The sequence below is a fragment of the Streptococcus mitis genome (genome assembly GCF_002096925.1).
In the GTDB taxonomy this organism is placed as follows: domain Bacteria; phylum Bacillota; class Bacilli; order Lactobacillales; family Streptococcaceae; genus Streptococcus; species Streptococcus mitis_AF.
Genome location: NZ_NCVN01000038.1, coordinates 81496 through 100199, shown reverse-complemented (window position 1 = coordinate 100199; position 18704 = coordinate 81496). Strand labels below are relative to the sequence as shown.

Here is an 18704-nt window from a genome sequence, read left to right as displayed (position 1 = left end):
TTATTTTAGAAAACGTTTCCTTTGTTTTCAAATTGCTAAAAAAGTGGTACAATATAGGGTAGCTTACTATTATCTGAATCAATTGATTTGGAGAGAAAGGATTCATTTTGAAATCAATAGGCTTTATTGAAAAGCTGAAAGGGTTGTCTAGTAAAGAGCTGATTTTATTGGGAATTATCCTGAGTATCTTTTTACCCTTTTATCTTTTTGTAGTTGTATTCTGTTTATATATTATCAGTTTAATTTTTACAGGGGATATGAAAAGTATTCTTCAGAAAATGGGGGAGCATCCGATGCTGCTTCTTTTTCTTGGCTATAGTACTGTTATATCCGTTTTTGCACAAAATTGGATGGGAGTTGTGGCTTCGGTAGGAATTTTTCTTTTTACTATTTTCTTTTTGCACTATCAGTCGATTTTATCACATAAATTCTTTCGCTTGATTTTGCAGCTCGTCTTATTTGGTAGTGTATTGTCAGCTGCTTTTGCGAGTTTAGAGCATTTCCAAATTGTGAAGAAATTCAACTATGCTTTTCTTTCACCCAATATGCAGGTCTGGCATCAGAATAGAGCAGAAGTGACCTTCTTTAATCCTAATTATTATGGAATTATTTGTTGTTTCTGTATCATGATTGCCTTCTATCTGTTTACAACGACCAAGTTGAATTGGTTGAAAGTATTCTGTGTGATTGCAGGCTTTGTGAATCTCTTTGGTTTGAACTTTACTCAAAATCGAACTGCCTTTCCTGCTATTATCGCTGGAGCAATCATCTATCTCTTTACGACCATTAAAAACTGGAAGGCCTTTTGGCTTAGTATTGGGGTCTTCGCGATTGGCTTGAGTTTCCTCTTTTCTAGTGATTTGGGAGTTCGGATGGGGACTTTGGATTCTTCTATGGAAGAGCGCATTTCTATCTGGGATGCTGGGATGGCCTTGTTTAAGCAAAATCCTTTTTGGGGTGAGGGGCCATTGACCTACATGCACTCTTATCCTAGGATAAATGCTCCTTATCATGAACATGCTCACAGTCTATATATCGATACGATTCTGAGTTACGGAATTGTGGGGACTATTTTATTAGTTTTGTCTTCTGTTGCTCCTGTTCGATTGATGATGGATATGAGTCAGGAGTCGGGGAAACGTCCGATTATCGGTCTTTATCTGTCTTTCCTTACAGTGGTTGCTGTACATGGAATTTTTGACTTGGCCCTCTTCTGGATTCAGTCAGGTTTCATTTTCTTACTAGTTATGTGCAGTATTCCGTTGGAGCATCGAACTTTGGTATCGGACATGACGGATTAAGTTTATAAGATTAAAATCTTCTATCTTGGGTAGGAGATTTTTTTACTGGGAAAAATTATTTCCAAATCGAAATAGTTGACAGTTAGAACGATGAGTGTTACAATTGTTTTATTCTTTTCGATATCGAAATAAATTGGAGGTGTTATGAAGGATAGTCATTTGGTAGCCCATCATATTCGTTTATTGAATGGGCGGATTTTTCAAAAGTTACTGAGCCAAGATCCTGAAGCTCTTTATCGGAGTGAACAGGGCAAGATTTTAGCGGTTTTATGGAATAGTAAAACTGGCTGCGCAACTGCGACAGATATTGCTCTGGAAACTGGGCTTGCTAATAATACACTGACGACGATGATTAAAAAGCTAGAGGAACAAAATCTTGTAACTATTAGTCCATGTGGAAAAGATAAGCGTAAGAAGTATTTGGTTTTAACAGAGTTGGGCCAGTCTCAGAAAGAAGTGGGGCATCGTGTCAGTCAGAAATTGGATACGATCTTTTACAAAGGATTTTCAGAGGAAGAAATTCGTCAGTTTGAAGCCTTTCAAGAAAGAATTTTGGCTAATCTGAAAGAGGAGGAAAATGAGGTTTAAAATGGAGCAAATTAGCTGTTTATAAGTAAAGACCACTTTTGACTTTGTTTTCCAACTCTTAGGACAAGGAAACTATGTGGTTAGCTATGGTCAGACTCAGATTGGTGGAGTTGCCTATGCCCAGTATGACATCTTCCGTCTAGAAAACGGGAAAATTGTGGAACATTGGGATAATAAGGAAGTCATGCCTAAGGTAGAAGACTTGACCAATAGAGGGAAGTTTTAAATTGAGGATACAGAATGATTGAATACAAAAATGTAGCCTTGCGCTACACAGAAAAAGATGTTTTGAGAGATGTCAATTTACGAATTGAGAATGGAGAGTTTATGGTTTTAGTTGGGCCATCTGGGTCCGGTAAGACGACCATGATCAAGATGATTAACCGTCTTTTGGAACCAACTGATGGAAATATTTACATGGATGGCAAGCGCATCAAAGACTATGATGAGCGTGAGCTTCGTCTCTCTACTGGTTATGTTTTACAGGCCATTGCTCTGTTTCCCAATCTAACAGTTGCAGAAAATATTGCCCTGATTCCTGAGATGAAGGATTGGACTAAGGAAGAAATAGCGAAGAAAACAGAAGAGCTTTTGGCTAAGGTTGGTTTACCAGTAGCTGAGTATGGGCATCGACTTCCAAGTGAATTATCTGGTGGAGAACAGCAACGGGTTGGTATTGTCCGTGCTATGATTGGTCAGCCTAAGATTCTCCTCATGGATGAGCCTTTTTCGGCTCTTGATGCTATTTCGAGAAAACAGTTGCAGGTTCTGACTAAAGAATTGCATAAAGAGTTTGGGATGACAACGATTTTTGTAACCCATGATACGGATGAAGCTTTGAAATTGGCGGACCGTATTGCTGTTTTACAGGATGGGGAGATTCGCCAGGTAGCGAATCCCGAGACCATTTTAAAAGCGCCTGCCACAGACTTTGTAGCAGACTTGTTTGGAGGTAGTGTTCATGACTAATTTAATTGCAACTTTTCAGGATCGTTTTAGTGATTGGTTGACAGCTCTATCTCAACATTTGCAGTTGTCACTATTGACCTTGTTGCTGGCCATCTTTATAGCGATTCCCTTGGCTGTTTATCTTCGCTATCATGAGAAATTGGCCGACTGGGTCTTGCAGATTGCAGGGATTTTCCAGACCATCCCGTCTCTTGCCTTGTTGGGGCTCTTTATCCCCTTGATGGGAATTGGAACCTTGCCAGCTTTGACAGCTCTAGTGATCTATGCGATCTTTCCGATTTTACAAAATACCATCACTGGGCTGAAGGGAATTGATCCGAGTCTGCAAGAGGCTGGGATTGCCTTTGGGATGACCAGATGGGAACGTCTCAAGAAGTTTGAAATTCCACTTGCTATGCCTGTTATGATGTCTGGGATTCGGACGGCGGCGGTCTTGATTATCGGTACGGCAACCTTGGCTGCCTTGATTGGGGCAGGGGGGCTGGGTTCCTTTATCCTTTTGGGAATTGACCGTAATAATGCCAGTCTGATTTTGATTGGGGCCCTTTCTTCTGCAGTGCTTGCTATTGCCTTTAACTTCCTACTAAAAGTGATGGAAAAGGCAAAATTGCGGACGATTTTCTCTGGTTTTGCCTTGGTGACCATATTGCTCGGTCTGTCTTATAGCCCAGCTCTTTTGGCTCAAAAAGAGAAAGAGAACTTGATCATTGCTGGTAAATTGGGACCGGAACCAGAAATTTTGGCCAATATGTATAAGTTGCTGATTGAAGAAAACACCAGTATGACTGCGACTGTTAAACCGAATTTTGGGAAAACAAGCTTTCTTTATGAAGCTTTGAAAAAAGGCGATATTGACATCTATCCTGAATTTACTGGTACGGTGACTGAAAGTTTGCTTCAGCCATCACCGAAAGTGAGTCATGAGCCAGAGCAGGTTTATCAGGTAGCGCGTGATGGCATTGCCAAACAGGATCGTCTAGCCTATCTCAAACCCATGTCTTATCAAAATACCTACGCTGTGGCTGTTCCGAAAAAGATTGCTCAAGAATATGGCTTGAAGACCATTTCGGACTTGAAAAAAGTGGAAGGGCAGCTGAAGGCAGGTTTTACACTCGAATTTAATGACCGTGAAGATGGCAATAAGGGCTTGCAATCAATGTACGGTCTCAAGCTTAATGTGGCGACCATGGAGCCAGCCCTTCGCTATCAGGCTATTCAGTCGGGCGATATTCAAATCACGGATGCCTATTCGACTGATGCGGAATTGGCACGTTACGATTTACAGGTTTTGGAAGATGACAAGCAACTCTTCCCACCTTATCAAGGAGCTCCACTGATGAAAGAAGCTCTTCTCAAGAAACATCCAGAGTTGGAAACAGTTCTCAATAAATTGGCTGGTAAAATTACTGAAAGCCAGATGAGCCAGCTCAACTACCAAGTCGGTGTTGAAGGCAAGTCAGCAGAACAAGTAGCCAAGGAGTTTCTACAAGAACAAGGTTTGTTGAAGAAATAGTTTGAAAATGTCAAACTCAACTTTGTTAAACGACCATATAGAAAACTGCTCAGACAATGTTGTCTGGGCTTTTTTGATTGTTGAAAAGATAAAAACTCAGTAGCCTAGAAATAAGGCAACTGAGCTCTACTCTGTATTCAATTTTTAGGAATGAGAAGGTCTAGATAAAATTGGACAACTTCCTGGTCTGTGAAATCTTGACCTTTTTTGAGCCACCAGGTCAATGTCTCGATAAAGTTGGACATGACCAAGTGTTGGAGGTAAGAAGTAGGCAGATTAGGGTGGGCTTCTTTTAAATTATCAGCTAGCACGGAATAGACATGGTGTTCTAGCTCTTTATGGAGTTGACGGAGGAAGTAGTCATTTTTGGAAAATAGCAGACTGGTGATATGGTCTTGGTTTTTATGAAAATGGAGAAAGAGGTGGGCGAGGTAGTCCTCGGTTGAAATGGCTTGCTCTCTTTCAAAAAGATGATGGAAGAGGTAGTGGCAGAGCTCGTCCAGAAGTAGTTCCTTGCTCTCATAGTGACAGTAAAAGGTGGAACGTCCAACATCTGCGAGTTCAATGATATCCTGAACTGTAGTGGATTCGTAGCCCTTATCGTTCAAAAGTTGTAGAAAAGCTTGAAAGATGGCTTTTTTTGTTTTGCTGATACGGCGGTCAATCTTAGTCATATAGACACTTGAGGCAAATTGTTCAGAACTGAATAAAGCTGACCTTTTGCTTCTATCCTTTCTTTGAGTTTTAGTGGATAATGATAATGAACAAGGTGTTCATAAATCTATTATAACAAAGGAATGAGAAAGATGAAGGCAAAATATACTGTTTGGATAGCTTTTTTCTTAAATTTAAGCTATGCTATTGTTGAATTTATCGCAGGAGGAATATTTGGTTCGAGTGCCGTTCTCGCTGATTCTGTTCATGACTTGGGAGATGCTATAGCCATTGGCATATCGGCCTTTTTGGAAACAATCTCAAATCGAGAAGAAGATAGGCAGTACACCTTGGGTTACAAGAGATTTAGTCTTTTAGGGGCCCTGGTGACTGCTGTGATTCTTATCATAGGATCCATCCTAGTGATTTTGGAAAATATAACTAAACTTTTTAATCCACAGCCAGTTAATGATGAAGGTATCCTCTGGCTAGGAGTCATTGCAGTAAGTATCAATGTGCTAGCTAGTCTAGTAGTTCGTAAGGGAAAGACAAAAAATGAGTCAATTCTTAGCCTGCATTTTTTGGAAGATACTCTTGGTTGGTTGGCTGTCATTCTAATGGCGATTATCCTCAGATTTACAGATTGGTATATCCTTGATCCGCTCTTATCGCTTGTCATTTCTATCTTCATTCTAACAAAAGCTATTCCTCGCTTTTGGAGCGCGTTAAAGATTTTCTTGGATGTTGTACCAGAAGGAGTAGAGACGGGTGCTTTGGAGAAGGATTTGGAGGCTTTGATCAATGTCAAAAGTGTCAATCAACTTAGCATTTGGTCCATGGATGGTCTGGAAAATAATGCCATTATTCATCTCTGTTTAGAGGATTGGGAGCAGATGATAGCAACAAAGAATCAAGTGCGTCAGCTCTTAGAAGAAAGAGGAATTCAGAATATTACCATCGAAGTGGATGCCAGCGAAAGCAATCATGCGCAACATAAACGGAGGGTAACAACCTTAGAGCAACCCCATGGGCATCAACACTAGAAAAAGCAGCTGGGACAAAACTTAATTTCAAGAGAAAATGAAGTAATTCTTCACACATAAAAACGCATAGTATCAAGGTTTCTAAGCATTTGATACTATGCGCTTTTTGCTTTTAAATACGCTTTCCCCAACCTCTTTCTTTGCTTGATGAAAAGGTATGCTGATAAGAGAACTAATCATTAAAAAATGTTCTTCGATTTGGTGCAAAATGCTTGACTTGGAGTCAACTCAAAGTTATATAATGAGATAAGTGAGTTCGAATAGCTTAAACTCAGTAAATAAAATGAGAGGAGGTTAGCCTATGAATATTAAATCTGCCAGTGATTTGTTGGGAATTTCAGCGGATACGATTCGGTATTATGAACGGGTTGGTCTTGTGTCACCGATTACTCGTACCGCAACAGGGATTCGTGATTTTCAAGACCAGGATATCGAAGCGTTGGAATTTATTAAGTGTTTTCGTTCGGCGGGTGTCTCTGTAGACAGTTTAGTTGACTATATGTCGCTCTACCAAAAGGGGGATGAAACGAGAAAGGAGAGGCTTGGTATTTTAGAAGAGGAAAAGAAAAAATTAGAGGAGCGCTTGTCTCAGCTACAGACAGCTTTAAATCGTTTAAATCTCAAAATTAAACTTTATAAGGAAGGAAAATATTAAATGAAATCAGCAGTATATACAAAGGCAGGCCAGGTTGGACTTGCTAGCATTGAACGTCCGCAAATTATAGAAGCAGATGATGCAATTATCAGGATAGTACGTACTTGCGTTTGTGGTTCAGATCTCTGGAGTTACCGGAATCCCGAAATCGAAGAAGGACATAGAAATAGTGGTCATGAGGCGATCGGGATTGTCGAAGAAGTTGGTGAGAACGTCACTACAGTAAAATCTGGTGATTTTGTCATTGTCCCGTTTACACATGGATGTGGTGAGTGTGATGCCTGTCGTGCAGGCTATGACGGGACTTGTGATCGCCATATTGGTAACAACTGGTCAGATGGTGTCCAGGCGGAATATATCCGATTCCATTATGCCAACTGGGCGTTGATTAAAATCCCTGGACAACCTTCTGACTATACAGAAGGCATGCTCAAGTCACTTTTGACACTTGCTGATGTTATGCCGACAGGCTATCATGCGGCGCGTGTTGCAAATGTTCAAAAAGGTGACAAGGTTGTTGTTATCGGTGATGGGGCTGTTGGTCAATGTGCTGTCATCGCGGCGAAGATGCGTGGAGCATCGCAAATTATCCTCATGAGTCGTCATGAAGATCGTCAAAAGATGGCTCTGGAGTCAGGTGCGACAGCTGTTGTAGCTGAGAGAGGTCAAGAAGGTATTGCTAAGGTGCGTGAAATTCTCGGTGGCGGAGCAGATGCAGCCCTTGAATGTGTTGGGACTGAAGCAGCCATAGATCAAGCCCTTGGAGTGCTTCACAATGGTGGACGTTTAGGCTTCGTTGGTGTTCCTCATTACAATAACCGTGCGCTCGGTTCTACCTTTGCTCAAAACATTTCTGTGGCTGGCGGATCAGCTTCTGTCACAACATACGATAAGCAATTTTTACTAAAAGCTGTACTTGATGGTGATATCAATCCAGGTCGCGTCTTTACTTCAAGTTATAAACTGGAAGATATCGACCAAGCCTACAAAGATATGGATGAACGTAAGACCATTAAGTCTATGATTGTGATGGACTAAAAAAGAAAATCCTAATGGAGATCTGAGACACTCTATTAGGATTTTTGTCATGTTTAATTTGTGGAGTTATGTCAGAGTACTCTCTCTCAATGTCAATCTGGTTCCCAGCATAGTCAGGCTAGGGATTTTGCGACCGTGGAGTACTTCCTTATTAAGAATATCCATACCTGCTCGCCCCATTTCCTTGGTATAAACGGTGATGCTGGAGAGGGGAGGATAGACTTGCTTGGTCAGACTAGTGTCGTTAAAGGAAATAAGGCTGACACGGTCTGGTAGGCTGATTCCAGCCTCTTGAAGGGCACGGAGGGCGCCGATGGCTAAACTATCACTGGCAGCAAAAAATGCTGGTGGGAGTTGGTCTCCCAAGCTCTGAATGGCTTCCTTCATCAAGTCATAGCCAGACTGGGCAGTAAAGCTTCCTTGAAAGACCAGTTCATCATGATAGATTCCCTTTGCTTGACTGTAGTTTTTGAAATTTTCTAGACGCTTATCCTCAATGATTTCTTCTTGGTCAGTTGTTTCTTCAAGGCCTGTTAGAATCCCGATACGGTCCATTCCTTGGCTAAGGAAATAATCGACAACCTGTTTCATGGCAGTATAAAAGTCCGTAATAATGCAGGTATGTCCCAGGGAAAGTGTATCACTGTCTAGAAAGACCAGGGGTTTTTGGTATTCCTCAAAGGCAGAAATCTGAGCTCGACTAAATTTTCCGATGCAGAGAATCCCAATCACTTCCTCGCTTAGGGTAAAAGGGTGGTCATTAAAATAGCGCAAGATATCGTAGTCCAACTCTTGGGCTCTTTTTTCAATACCCAAGCGAATCTGGTAGTAGTAGAGGTCGTCCAGCTCCCCTTGTTCGCTGACCCATTGGATAATGGCAATCTTTTGCTTGGGCTTGTGGGACTCGCCTGTCTTGAGGTGCTTGGTGTAGCCCAGCTCTTCAGCAACAGTTAAAATACGGTGTCTCGTTTCTTCTGTAACAGATAGGCTCTGGTCGCGGTTGAGGACACGGGAAACGGTCGCGATAGAGACAGAGGCTAGCTGTGCAATGTCTTTTAAAGTAGCCATAAATCCTCCTTGATTAGATTAGTATATCATATTTTTCTGTATTTTACTGATAGTTTAGTAAAAGTTTAGTAAAAAGGATTGACCTTGGGAAATCCCTTGGATACAATAGAAGAAAACGATTACACGTTAAGGTGACTTAACGGACAGTAAAAGGAGAAATCATATGACACAACATCTTACTGCTGAAGCTCTTCGTAAAGACTTTCTTGCTGTTTTTGGTCAAGAAGCAGACCAAACCTTCTTTTCACCAGGCCGTATCAACTTGATTGGTGAGCACACAGACTATAATGGTGGACATGTATTTCCAGCAGCCATTTCCTTAGGAACTTATGGGGCTGCTCGCAAACGTGATGATCAAGTCTTGCGTTTCTACTCAGCTAACTTTGAGGACAAGGGAATTATCGAAGTGCCTCTCGCTGACCTCAAGTTTGAAAAAGAGCACAACTGGACCAACTATCCAAAAGGTGTCCTTCATTTCTTGCAAGAAGCTGGACATGCGATTGACAAAGGTTTTGATTTTTATGTTTATGGGAATATTCCAAATGGTGCTGGCTTGTCTTCTTCAGCATCCTTGGAACTCTTGACAGGAGTCGTGGCAGAGCATCTCTTTGATTTAAAATTAGAGCGTCTCGATTTGGTTAAAATCGGAAAACAAACAGAAAATAACTTTATCGGAGTCAACTCTGGTATCATGGACCAGTTTGCTATCGGTATGGGGGCTGATCAACGTGCTATTTACCTAGATACCAATACCTTAGAGTACGACTTGGTACCACTTGATTTGAAAGACAATGTCGTTGTTATCATGAACACCAACAAACGCCGTGAATTGGCGGATTCTAAATATAATGAACGCCGTGCTGAGTGTGAAAAAGCAGTGGAAGAATTGCAAGTATCCTTGGATATTCAGACCTTGGGTGAGTTGGACGAGTGGGCCTTTGACCAGTACAGCTACCTAATCAAAGACGAAAATCGTTTGAAACGTGCTCGTCATGCTGTGCTTGAAAACCAACGTACCCTCAAAGCGCAAGCAGCTCTTCAGGCAGGTGATTTGGAAACCTTTGGTCGTTTGATGAATGCTTCTCACGTTTCTCTAGAACATGACTATGAAGTAACTGGCTTGGAATTGGATACCCTTGTTCACACAGCTTGGGCACAAGAAGGTGTTCTCGGTGCTCGTATGACAGGGGCAGGTTTTGGTGGTTGTGCCATTGCCTTGGTGCAAAAAGATACTGTTGAGGTCTTTAAGGAAGCTGTTGGCAAGCACTACGAGGAAGTCGTTGGCTACGCTCCAAGCTTCTATATCGCTGAAGTTGCAGGTGGCACTCGCGTCCTTGACTAGTCAAAAGGAGGCTCTATAGTGACCTTAGTAGATAAATTTGTAACACATGTTATTACTGAAAGTTCATTTGAGGAAATGGATCGAATCTACCTGACCAATCGTGTCTTGGCACGAGTGGGAGATGGTGTTTTGGAAGTTGAGACCAATCTGGATAAATTGATTGACCTCAAGGACCAGCTGGTTGAGGAAGCCGTTCGATTAGAGACGATTGAGGATAGTCAGACTGAGCGTGAAATCCTCGGTGCTGAACTGATGGACTTGGTGACCCCTTGTCCAAGTCAGGTCAATCGTGACTTTTGGGCAACCTACGCCCAATCTCCTGAGCAGGCGATTGCGGATTTTTACCAGCTCAGTCAGAAAAATGACTACATCAAACTCAAGGCCATTGCTAAGAATATTGCTTATCGTGTTCCATCTGACTACGGAGAACTGGAAATTACCATTAATCTCTCTAAGCCTGAAAAGGATCCCAAAGAGATTGCGGCAGCCAAGTTGGTGCAAGCTAGTAATTATCCTCAGTGTCAGCTCTGTCTAGAGAATGAGGGCTACCATGGTCGAGTCAACCACCCAGCCCGTAGCAATCACCGAATTATCCGCTTTGAAATGGCTGGTCAGGAGTGGGGCTTCCAGTATTCGCCCTATGCTTATTTTAATGAGCATTGTATTTTCTTAGATGGTCAGCATCGTCCCATGGCCATTAGTCGTCAGAGCTTTGAGCGTCTGCTGGCTATCGTAGAGCAGTTTCCGGGCTATTTTGCGGGTTCAAATGCGGACTTACCAATTGTGGGGGGCTCTATTCTAACTCATGACCACTATCAGGGAGGCCGTCACGTATTTCCTATGGAATTGGCTCCCTTGCAAAAGACCTTTCGATTTGCAGGTTTTGAGCAGGTCAAGGCTGGCATTGTCAAGTGGCCTATGTCAGTGCTACGTTTGACTTCAGATTCCAAAGAAGATTTGATCAACTTAGCTGACAAGATTTTGCAGGGATGGCGTCAGTATTCAGATTCTGCAGTGCAGATTTTGGCAGAGACAGACGAGACACTGCATCACACCATCACACCAATTGCTCGTAAACGTAATGGACAATTTGAGTTGGACTTGGTCTTGAGGGACAATCAGATTTCTGCAGAACATCCTGATGGCATCTATCATCCTCACAAGGATGTCCAACATATCAAGAAGGAAAATATCGGCTTGATTGAGGTCATGGGCTTGGCAATCTTGCCACCACGTCTGAAAGAAGAAGTGGAGCAAGTCGCTAGCTATCTCGTGGGAGAAGCTGTTACAGTTTCCGATTATCATCAGGAATGGGCAGACCAACTTAGAGCCCAATATCCAGCCCTAACAGATAAAGAAAAAGCCCTTGAAATCGTCAAGGACTCTGTGGGTGCTATCTTTGCGCGTGTGCTTGAGGACGCAGGAGTCTACAAGCAGACAGAACAAGGACAGGCAGCCTTTATGCGCTTTGTGGAGCAGGTTGGAATTTTGCCAGACTAGGTGCTTTCTCCTTGCACAGTCCTATAAAAAGTAGTATCATAGTGTCGTTTGAAATATCAGGAGGAAACGATGAAAGATTTTCATTTTGACGCTATATCTGCCTTTGAAAATTACGAAATTGAACAAATGAGAGATGGTCACGTTGTGGTGACGACAAAAGTAGTGAACTCGTCGCTCAACTACTATGGCAATGCCCATGGTGGCTATCTCTTTACTCTTTGTGACCAAATCAGTGGTTTGGTGGTTATCTCGCTGGGGCTTGATGGGGTGACACTCCAATCTTCTATCAACTACCTCAAAGCAGGAAAACTCGACGATGTGCTGACCATTAAAGGAAAATGTGTCCATCAAGGTCGCACAACCTGCGTAGTGGATGTCGATATTACCAATCAAGAGGGCAGAAATGTCTGCAAAGCAACCTTCACCATGTTTGTTACAGGCCAGCGGTCAGAAGATAGACAGGTAAGGATATAGATAAACAAAAAAGAGGCTCGCACCTCTTTTTTAGTTTCAGATAAATCAATCAATTTCTTTAATAAACTCAGCAATTTCTTTTACAATTTCAGTAACTAAAGCATTTCCCATAAAAAACATTCTCATTTTATCAGATACCTCTACAATAGAACCGTCAGATAGTTTCTTTTTAGCTGTCCAATCATCTGGGAAATCCTGAAGGCGTTCAGCTTCAATGGGTGTAATTAATCTATATTTATTGTTTACAAATAATAAATGTGTAGAACGATTAACAGTCCCTTCGGATGTAAGCATTGTTCTTCCAGGAAGGTTTAAATCATCATAAGGTGACATTCCTCCTTCTGAATAGATGTATTGATGCCCGTCAGAGGATGTTCGTTCAATTTTTTTAGGTCCTCTTAGATATTGAAATTTTTCCAATTTTGACTGATCAGTTAAAAAATATTTTTCAGGTACTTCAGACTCATCTTGAAGAATTTCTCCTAGAGTGATAGGATTACCATTGTAGTTGGGTTCTGTATCAATAGAATAGTATTTTCCATGTCTCATAATTCCTGTATTCCAAACAGTACCAGTAAAAGTATCTGAAACTTCAACTATATCATTTGGTAACTTATAAAAAACATGACGATTTTTAACTGCTATAGGTTTAATAGGAAATTGTTTTGCAAATAGACCTTGATTGAAAATATAGTCATCATACCTATTATCTTCAAAGATTTCTTCATTTTTTTCGTAAAGATTGTCAATTTTTTGGGCAAAGACTGTATCATTTCGATATACGAAAAAGAATACACGACGTCTTCGTTGGCTTCTTCCATACTCAGCAGCATTAATAACTCTCCACTCTACAGAATATCCAAGATTATTAAAAGCTGTGAGCATGATTGCAAAATCGCGTCCTCGTTGTTTTGAAGGTGCTTTTAAAAGTCTATCTACATTTTCTAGAATTAAGTATTTGGGTTTAATGATTTCTGTTGCTCTAATGATTTCCCAAAATAAAACTCCTTTTTTTCCTTCAATGCCTTTTTCATTTTTCTTGCTACGCGCAACAGAGTAATCTTGGCAAGGAAAACCACCGACAATCATATCGGCATCCATTTTGGAAAATTGTTCGTCTGTTATATCAGAGATACTAATATTGATGTTTTCGCTATTGGGGAAGTGATAATCATAGACCTCAAATGCGTCTTGAGATTTACGAGATGGTTCCCATTGGTTTGCCCATTTTGTTTTAAAGAGTTGCTTATCGGCATTTTCTAATCCTATCCGAAAACCGCCAACTCCAGCAAATAGTTCGAGAACTTTCATCTTTTCTCCTTCATTTTTTTTACAGTTTAATCCATTATATACTATTTTCAATGATTGATCAAGTATTAATGTTTGCTTTAGTTTAATTTGATATAATATAAAAGATAGGAGAAGAAAATGGATCAAAACTTATTTAACTATAACGATGAAGATATCGATAGTGTTATTGAATATTCTCACAAACTATTAAATAGAAAATTTTCCGATGTTATGGAAGAGTATAATCGTTCACTCTATAAATCATATGACGATTATAATGATAGAGTAGTCTCTGAGGTACAAGATAAAGCAATTAGTATGAAGTCAAAAGGGCAGTATGGAAATTATATTGAAAAATATTTCTATGGTTACCAGCCAAATAGTGACTCGGAAGCTGACTTTGAAAAAATAGGTGTAGAATTAAAAGTTACTCCTTTTAAGATAAACAAAAATGGGACACTTAGTGCCAAAGAGCGACTTGTATTAACAATACTAAACTATATGGAGGAAAATTTAGAGGACTTTTACTCCACTCATTTATGGAAAAAATGTGCAAAGATTTTATTATTGTTTTACAATGGCTTAATTCCTAATCAAACAATGAAGGACTATGTCATTGAAAAAATATTTTTATATGAATGGTTTGAGGAGGATATGGCAGTCATCCTTGAAGACTATCAGAAGATTACAGATAAGATCAAAAATGGAAGGGCACATGAATTATCAGAATCAGATGGAAACTATTTATCAACTTGTACAAAAGGTGCAGGTAAAGGAAAGGATTTAAGACAGCAACCATTTAGTCATGAATTAGCAAAACAAAGAGCTTGGGAATTAAAATCAAGTTATATGACCTATCTGATTAATCATAAAATCTTTAATCAATCAGATCAAGAGAGTGTTCTGGCTAATTTCAGGGGTGAGAAAAAATCATTTACTGAGGTTATTGCAGAGAAGATTCTCTCCTATAAAGGTTTCTCTGAACAAGAGTTATATGATAGATTTGAAGTGAATCCAAAAGCCAAAGGTAAGAATAGTACTCTGATTAGAAAAATTTTAGGATTAACAGGGGATTTAGATAAGACAAAAGAATTTCAAAAAGCAAACATGAATTTGAGAGTTATTCGAGTAGATAAGAATAATTTACCTAAGGAAGACTCTCCATTTAAAACTTATTGTTTTAAAGAATTAGTAGAAACAGATAGTTGGGAATCGTCACATGTTTATAATGAAATTTATAATAAACGATTCCTCTTCGTTATTTTTAAGGAAATTGAACCTAAGCTATTTGTATTAGATTCTATCAAATTTTGGGGATTTCAGGATAGACAATTAGAAGAAATCCAAAGAGTGTGGCAGGAAACTAGACAAATTATTTCTGACGGAGTTAAATTAACTCAAAATGGTAATAAAGTTTCAACTAATTTCCCTCAAAGTAAGATAAATAGAATCCTATTTACGAAATTACATGCTACCAATGCTTATTATGAAATTGAAAAAGGAAAATTTGTTGGGGAAGGCTCATTATCTGATACGGATGAGCTTCCAGATGGGCGTAGGATTACAAAACACTCCTTTTGGATGCCTAAGAAGTTTATAAAAGAAATATTAGATGGGAATTGGGATTGATTATATTTATAATCAACTTGTGATAAACAAAAAAAGAGGCTCACACCTCTTTTTCTTATTTCTTTTTATGATTTAGTACCGCATTGAGGACAATGGCGAGTAGGCTGGCTACGACGATTCCGTTTGAGAAGAACATTTGGAAGGCTGTCGGCATGCTGATGAAGAGATTACTGTTATTTAGACCGACACCTGCAGCGATTGAGACTGCTGCGATAAGGAAGTTATGTTCATTGTTAGCAAAGTCAACACGAGCGAGGATTTGCATCCCTTGAATAGATACAAAACCAAACATCACCAGCATGGCACCACCGAGGACAGGGCTTGGAATGATTTGGGCAAGGGCACCAAACTTAGGAAGGAGTCCAAGGAGAGCCAGGAAACCAGCTGCGTAGTAGATTGGTAGTCGAGTCTTGATACCTGATAATTTAACCAAACCAACGTTTTGTGAAAATCCTGTGTAAGGGAAGGTGTTAAAGATTCCTCCGAGAAGTACGGCCAAACCTTCTGCGCGGTAACCGTTGCGCAGGCGCGTGCTGTCGATTGGGTCTTTCGTGATGTCAGACAAGGCTAGGTAAACACCAGTCGACTCAACCATAGACACCGTTGCGATTATACACATCATGACAATAGATGAGATTTCAAAGGTTGGCATCCCAAAGTAGAGGGGAGTTGGGACATGGACAAGTGGTGCTGCCGCAACAGGGGAGAAGTCCACCAAGCCCATGGTAGCAGCAATGGCAGTTCCAACAACTAGACCAATCAAAATAGAGATAGACTTGATAAATCCTTTGGTAAAGATGTTGATCAAGAGGATAATCAGAACAGTAATAGCTGCAAGCAAGAGACTTTGACCAGTTGGCTCTGGAACGTTATTTCCCATATTTCCAATAGCGACAGGGATCAAGGTTAAACCAATAGTGGTAATAACAGATCCTGTTACGATAGATGGGAAGAGATTGGCTACTTTTGAGAAGATGCCTGAAACAAGAACCACGTAAATCCCTGATGCGATGAGGGCACCAAACATAGCACCACTACCATGGCTTTGTCCAATCATAATCAAGGGAGCTACCGACTGGAAGGCAACTCCAAGAACGACTGGGAGTCCAATCCCAAAGTATTTGTTGAGTTGGAGTTGGAGGAATGTTGCCACACCACACATGAAGATATCTGTGGAAATCAGGTAGGTCAACTGCTCAGCCGAATAGCCAAGGGCAGTCGCAATCATGATGGGAACCAGGATGGATCCTGAGTACATAGCTAGTAAGTGTTGCAAGCCAAGAACGGCTGCTTGCGAGTGTTTTTCTTGAGTTTGCATTAGAGATCTGCCTCCTTAAATACGACTTGACCATTTTCAAAACGATCCAAACGAGCGAGTGATAGAACAGGGTAGCCTGCTTTTTCAAGCAAATCACGTCCATCTTGGAAGGATTTTTCAATCACAATACCGATAGCTTCGACTGTGGCACCGGCCTGTTCGATGATTTGAATCAAGCCTTTGGCAGCTTGGCCGTTAGCAAGGAAGTCGTCGATAATCAAAACCTTGTCCTCTGGTGAGAGGAATTTTCCAGCGATAGAAACGGTGCTGGTCACTTGCTTGGTAAAGGAGTAAACTTGGGCAGTTAAGATGCCTTCGTTCATAGTGATGTTTTTAGCTTTTTTAGCGAAAATCATGGGAACGTTTAAGGATTCAGCTGTAAAAATGGCTGGGGCAATACCCGACGCTTCAATGGTCACGACTTTGGTAATACCAGCAGAAGCAAATTTTTTCGCAAAAACCTTACCAATCTCTCGCATCAAGCTAAAGTCAACTTGGTGGGTTAAAAAGGAATCCACCTTGAGGATGTTATCACCCAAGATATGCCCATCCTTGAGGATGCGCTCTTCTAATAATTTCATAAGACCTCCTAAAGTCTAAAAGCCAATCCATTTGCTTGTTTAAAGTTTCTAGCAAGAAATAGAAAAAGGACCTACTTAATCTCTAAGTAAGTCCTCAAAATAGGCATGGCAAAAAAGGCCATACCTCAAGCTGACTTACTTATTGTTAGGTGTTCCGGCACCTTGTAGAAACATCGTGCCAATTCACGACATAAACAAGTAAAACGATATTTAATTTTAAATAGGCTTGAGCCAATGTTTTTATTTTACACTAAATAACTTTATAAATCAAATATTTTGTTAGTATTTTTGTTTGAAAAACGAACAAATATAATAAAAATGGGCAAAAATTAACTTATTGACTAACATTTAGAAGGTTTTTCCATCATAAAAGGCATATTATCAAGATTTTTCAAGACTTGACAATATGCCTTTTTCTAACTTTAAAGACTTTTTTCCAATCTTTATTATTCTACTCGCTAAATCTTAAAAAATAACCATCTGGATCTAAAACTGCAAATTCATGAGGATAGATATAGTGATCCCCAACACGAAATTCTCTTTTTGTCAGTTGACGATGGATGAGATAGTTAGCTGACAGCAGATTTTGGTAGAGCTGGGGGACATCCTTGATGCCAAAGGAAATATTGACACCGCGCCCGAAAGGATAGGTCAGTTGGGCTAATTCTTCTGCGCTGCCTTCTTCTAACATGAGCTGGCAGTCTTCAAGCGAGAGGAAGAGAAATTTCTCCTCGGGGCGCTCGTATTCGACAGAGAATCCTAGCAGGTCGCAGTAGAAGTGGCGTGATTTTTCGATGTCAGATACTACAAATTCAGGAATGACAGCTTGATAGTCCATTCGTTTTCTCCTTAGAGTTCAATCTCCATGACAATGGGTGTATGGTCTTGGCGCGCACCGGAGTCAATCATATCAGACTTGGTCACCTTGTCAGCCACGCGGTTGCTTGTGAGCCAGTAGTCGATTCTCCAGCCTGTATTGTTGATTTTAGAAGTCTTGCTGCGTTGTGCCCACCAAGTGTAGCGTTCTGGAACATCGCCATGAATATGGCGGAAGGTGTCGGTAAATCCAGTTGCCAAAAGGTTGGTAAATCCAGCACGTTCCTCGTCGGTAAATCCTGGTGAACGGCGGTTGCTGGCAGGATTTGCAAGGTCGATCTCATTGTGGGCCACGTTGTAGTCACCGGTTGCAAGGACTGGCTTTTCTTTGTCTAGTTCAGCCAAATACTCCGCATATTTGACATCCCAGACTTGACGTTCTTCCAAGCGTTTGAGGCCGTCGCCAGCGTTTGGAGTGTAAACTTGGGTCACGAAAAATTTATCAAATTCTAGAGTGATGATACGACCTTCCAAGTCCATGGTAGAAGGGGCACCGATTTCTGGGAAAGTGACAGTAGGTGTAAGTTCTTTCTTATAAAGGAACATGGTTCCAGCATAGCCTTTCCGGGCAGGTTCTTGGGAAGAGCGCCACGTGTTTGCGTAGCCTGGGAAGAGTTCTTCTAAAATCTCAAGATGTTTTTTAGTAGGCCCCTTGGCAGAAAGCTTGGTTTCTTGGATAGCGATAATATCAGCATTTTCAGCGACCAAGGTTTGTAGGACTTCTTGGGACAATTTCGCGCGAGCTGAGTCACTAGTTAGGGCAGCGTTTAGGGAATCAATATTCCATGAGATAAGTTTCATAAAGTTACCTTTTTCATTCAGATTATAGATTTTATTATACCAAAAAAAGGTCTATTTCCCCAAC

General features: G+C 40.7%; 18 protein-coding genes, 1 pseudogene and 1 riboswitch. Of the genes and pseudogenes, 12 read left to right on the top strand and 7 right to left on the bottom strand.

The annotated features are described in order from the left end of the window. The first annotated feature begins 107 nt into the window (after positions 1 to 107). The 5 genes and pseudogenes from B7692_RS07000 (at position 108) to B7692_RS06980 (ending at position 4371) form a co-directional block, all read left to right on the top strand. Complete coding sequence (locus B7692_RS07000) at positions 108 to 1301, top strand: O-antigen ligase family protein (RefSeq protein ID WP_004258845.1); 1194 nt, start codon at positions 108 to 110, stop codon at positions 1299 to 1301. Positions 1302 to 1445: 144 nt separating this feature from the next. Beyond that, on the top strand, positions 1446 to 1889 hold the full coding sequence (locus tag B7692_RS06995; protein ID WP_084930309.1) for a MarR family winged helix-turn-helix transcriptional regulator: 444 nt from the start codon (positions 1446 to 1448) through the stop codon (positions 1887 to 1889). 34 nt (positions 1890 to 1923) lie between these two features. Further along, a pseudogene (locus tag B7692_RS06990) lies at positions 1924 to 2115 on the top strand (nuclear transport factor 2 family protein); the annotation flags it as partial. 14 nt (positions 2116 to 2129) lie between these two features. Then, entirely contained in the window at positions 2130 to 2858 is a 729-nt protein-coding gene (locus B7692_RS06985; RefSeq protein WP_024057349.1) for an ATP-binding cassette domain-containing protein, read from the top strand. Next, positions 2851 to 4371, top strand: a complete 1521-nt coding sequence (locus B7692_RS06980; RefSeq protein WP_084930308.1) for an ABC transporter permease/substrate-binding protein — start codon at positions 2851 to 2853, stop codon at positions 4369 to 4371. The genes B7692_RS06985 and B7692_RS06980 overlap by 8 nt, the downstream gene beginning before the upstream one ends. 137 nt (positions 4372 to 4508) lie before the next feature. Here the strand turns inward: B7692_RS06980 and sczA are convergent, their stop codons facing one another. Next, positions 4509 to 5045, bottom strand: a complete 537-nt coding sequence (sczA, locus tag B7692_RS06975) for a TetR/AcrR family transcriptional regulator SczA (RefSeq protein ID WP_024057351.1) — start codon at positions 5043 to 5045, stop codon at positions 4509 to 4511. Positions 5046 to 5177: 132 nt separating this feature from the next. On the opposite strand from sczA, the gene B7692_RS06970 reads away from it, so the two are divergent. The 3 genes from B7692_RS06970 (at position 5178) to B7692_RS06960 (ending at position 7761) form a co-directional block, all read left to right on the top strand. Beyond that, positions 5178 to 6068 (top strand): cation diffusion facilitator family transporter, encoded by an 891-nt coding sequence (locus tag B7692_RS06970; protein ID WP_084930307.1) that lies wholly within the window; start codon positions 5178 to 5180, stop codon positions 6066 to 6068. Between the two features lie 301 nt (positions 6069 to 6369). Beyond that, complete coding sequence (nmlR, locus tag B7692_RS06965; protein WP_060628721.1) at positions 6370 to 6723, top strand: stress response transcriptional regulator NmlR; 354 nt, start codon at positions 6370 to 6372, stop codon at positions 6721 to 6723. Then, positions 6724 to 7761: a zinc-binding dehydrogenase gene (locus B7692_RS06960; protein ID WP_084930306.1), complete on the top strand. Its 1038-nt coding sequence runs from the start codon at positions 6724 to 6726 to the stop codon at positions 7759 to 7761. A 66-nt stretch (positions 7762 to 7827) separates the two neighbouring features. Here the strand turns inward: B7692_RS06960 and galR are convergent, their stop codons facing one another. Next, positions 7828 to 8829 (bottom strand): DNA-binding transcriptional regulator GalR, encoded by a 1002-nt coding sequence (gene galR / locus B7692_RS06955; protein ID WP_084930305.1) that lies wholly within the window; start codon positions 8827 to 8829, stop codon positions 7828 to 7830. A 163-nt stretch (positions 8830 to 8992) separates the two neighbouring features. Between galR and B7692_RS06950 the strand changes: the two genes are divergently transcribed. From B7692_RS06950 to B7692_RS06940, 3 genes are all read left to right on the top strand, one after another. After that, positions 8993 to 10171 (top strand): galactokinase, encoded by a 1179-nt coding sequence (locus B7692_RS06950; RefSeq protein ID WP_084930304.1) that lies wholly within the window; start codon positions 8993 to 8995, stop codon positions 10169 to 10171. Positions 10172 to 10189: 18 nt separating this feature from the next. Further along, positions 10190 to 11671 carry a UDP-glucose--hexose-1-phosphate uridylyltransferase gene (locus B7692_RS06945; protein ID WP_084930303.1) on the top strand — a complete coding sequence of 494 codons (1482 nt, stop codon included), beginning with the start codon at positions 10190 to 10192 and terminating at the stop codon, positions 11669 to 11671. Between the two features lie 69 nt (positions 11672 to 11740). Continuing rightward, a complete protein-coding gene (locus B7692_RS06940) occupies positions 11741 to 12145 on the top strand; it encodes a PaaI family thioesterase (RefSeq protein WP_084930302.1) in 405 nt (134 codons plus the stop codon). 45 nt (positions 12146 to 12190) lie between these two features. On the opposite strand, the gene dcm is transcribed toward B7692_RS06940, so the two are convergent. Continuing rightward, positions 12191 to 13456 carry a DNA (cytosine-5-)-methyltransferase gene (gene dcm, locus B7692_RS06935; RefSeq protein ID WP_084930301.1) on the bottom strand — a complete coding sequence of 422 codons (1266 nt, stop codon included), beginning with the start codon at positions 13454 to 13456 and terminating at the stop codon, positions 12191 to 12193. Between the two features lie 117 nt (positions 13457 to 13573). Here dcm and B7692_RS06930 point away from each other — a divergent pair, with 117 nt between their 5' ends. After that, a complete protein-coding gene (locus B7692_RS06930) occupies positions 13574 to 15064 on the top strand; it encodes a Sau3AI family type II restriction endonuclease (protein WP_084930300.1) in 1491 nt (496 codons plus the stop codon). A 55-nt stretch (positions 15065 to 15119) separates the two neighbouring features. On the opposite strand, the gene B7692_RS06925 is transcribed toward B7692_RS06930, so the two are convergent. From B7692_RS06925 to B7692_RS06910, 4 genes are all read right to left on the bottom strand, one after another. Next, a complete protein-coding gene (locus tag B7692_RS06925) occupies positions 15120 to 16382 on the bottom strand; it encodes a nucleobase:cation symporter-2 family protein (RefSeq protein ID WP_084930299.1) in 1263 nt (420 codons plus the stop codon). Next, positions 16382 to 16963 carry a xanthine phosphoribosyltransferase gene (locus B7692_RS06920; protein WP_084930298.1) on the bottom strand — a complete coding sequence of 194 codons (582 nt, stop codon included), beginning with the start codon at positions 16961 to 16963 and terminating at the stop codon, positions 16382 to 16384. The genes B7692_RS06925 and B7692_RS06920 overlap by 1 nt, the downstream gene beginning before the upstream one ends. Before the next feature lie 122 nt (positions 16964 to 17085). Further along, positions 17086 to 17181, bottom strand: a riboswitch (purine riboswitch). 233 nt (positions 17182 to 17414) lie between these two features. Then, positions 17415 to 17801 (bottom strand): bleomycin resistance protein, encoded by a 387-nt coding sequence (locus B7692_RS06915; protein ID WP_060805816.1) that lies wholly within the window; start codon positions 17799 to 17801, stop codon positions 17415 to 17417. Positions 17802 to 17812: 11 nt separating this feature from the next. Further along, positions 17813 to 18640 (bottom strand): exodeoxyribonuclease III, encoded by an 828-nt coding sequence (locus tag B7692_RS06910; RefSeq protein ID WP_084930297.1) that lies wholly within the window; start codon positions 18638 to 18640, stop codon positions 17813 to 17815. Positions 18641 to 18704: the final 64 nt, after the last annotated feature.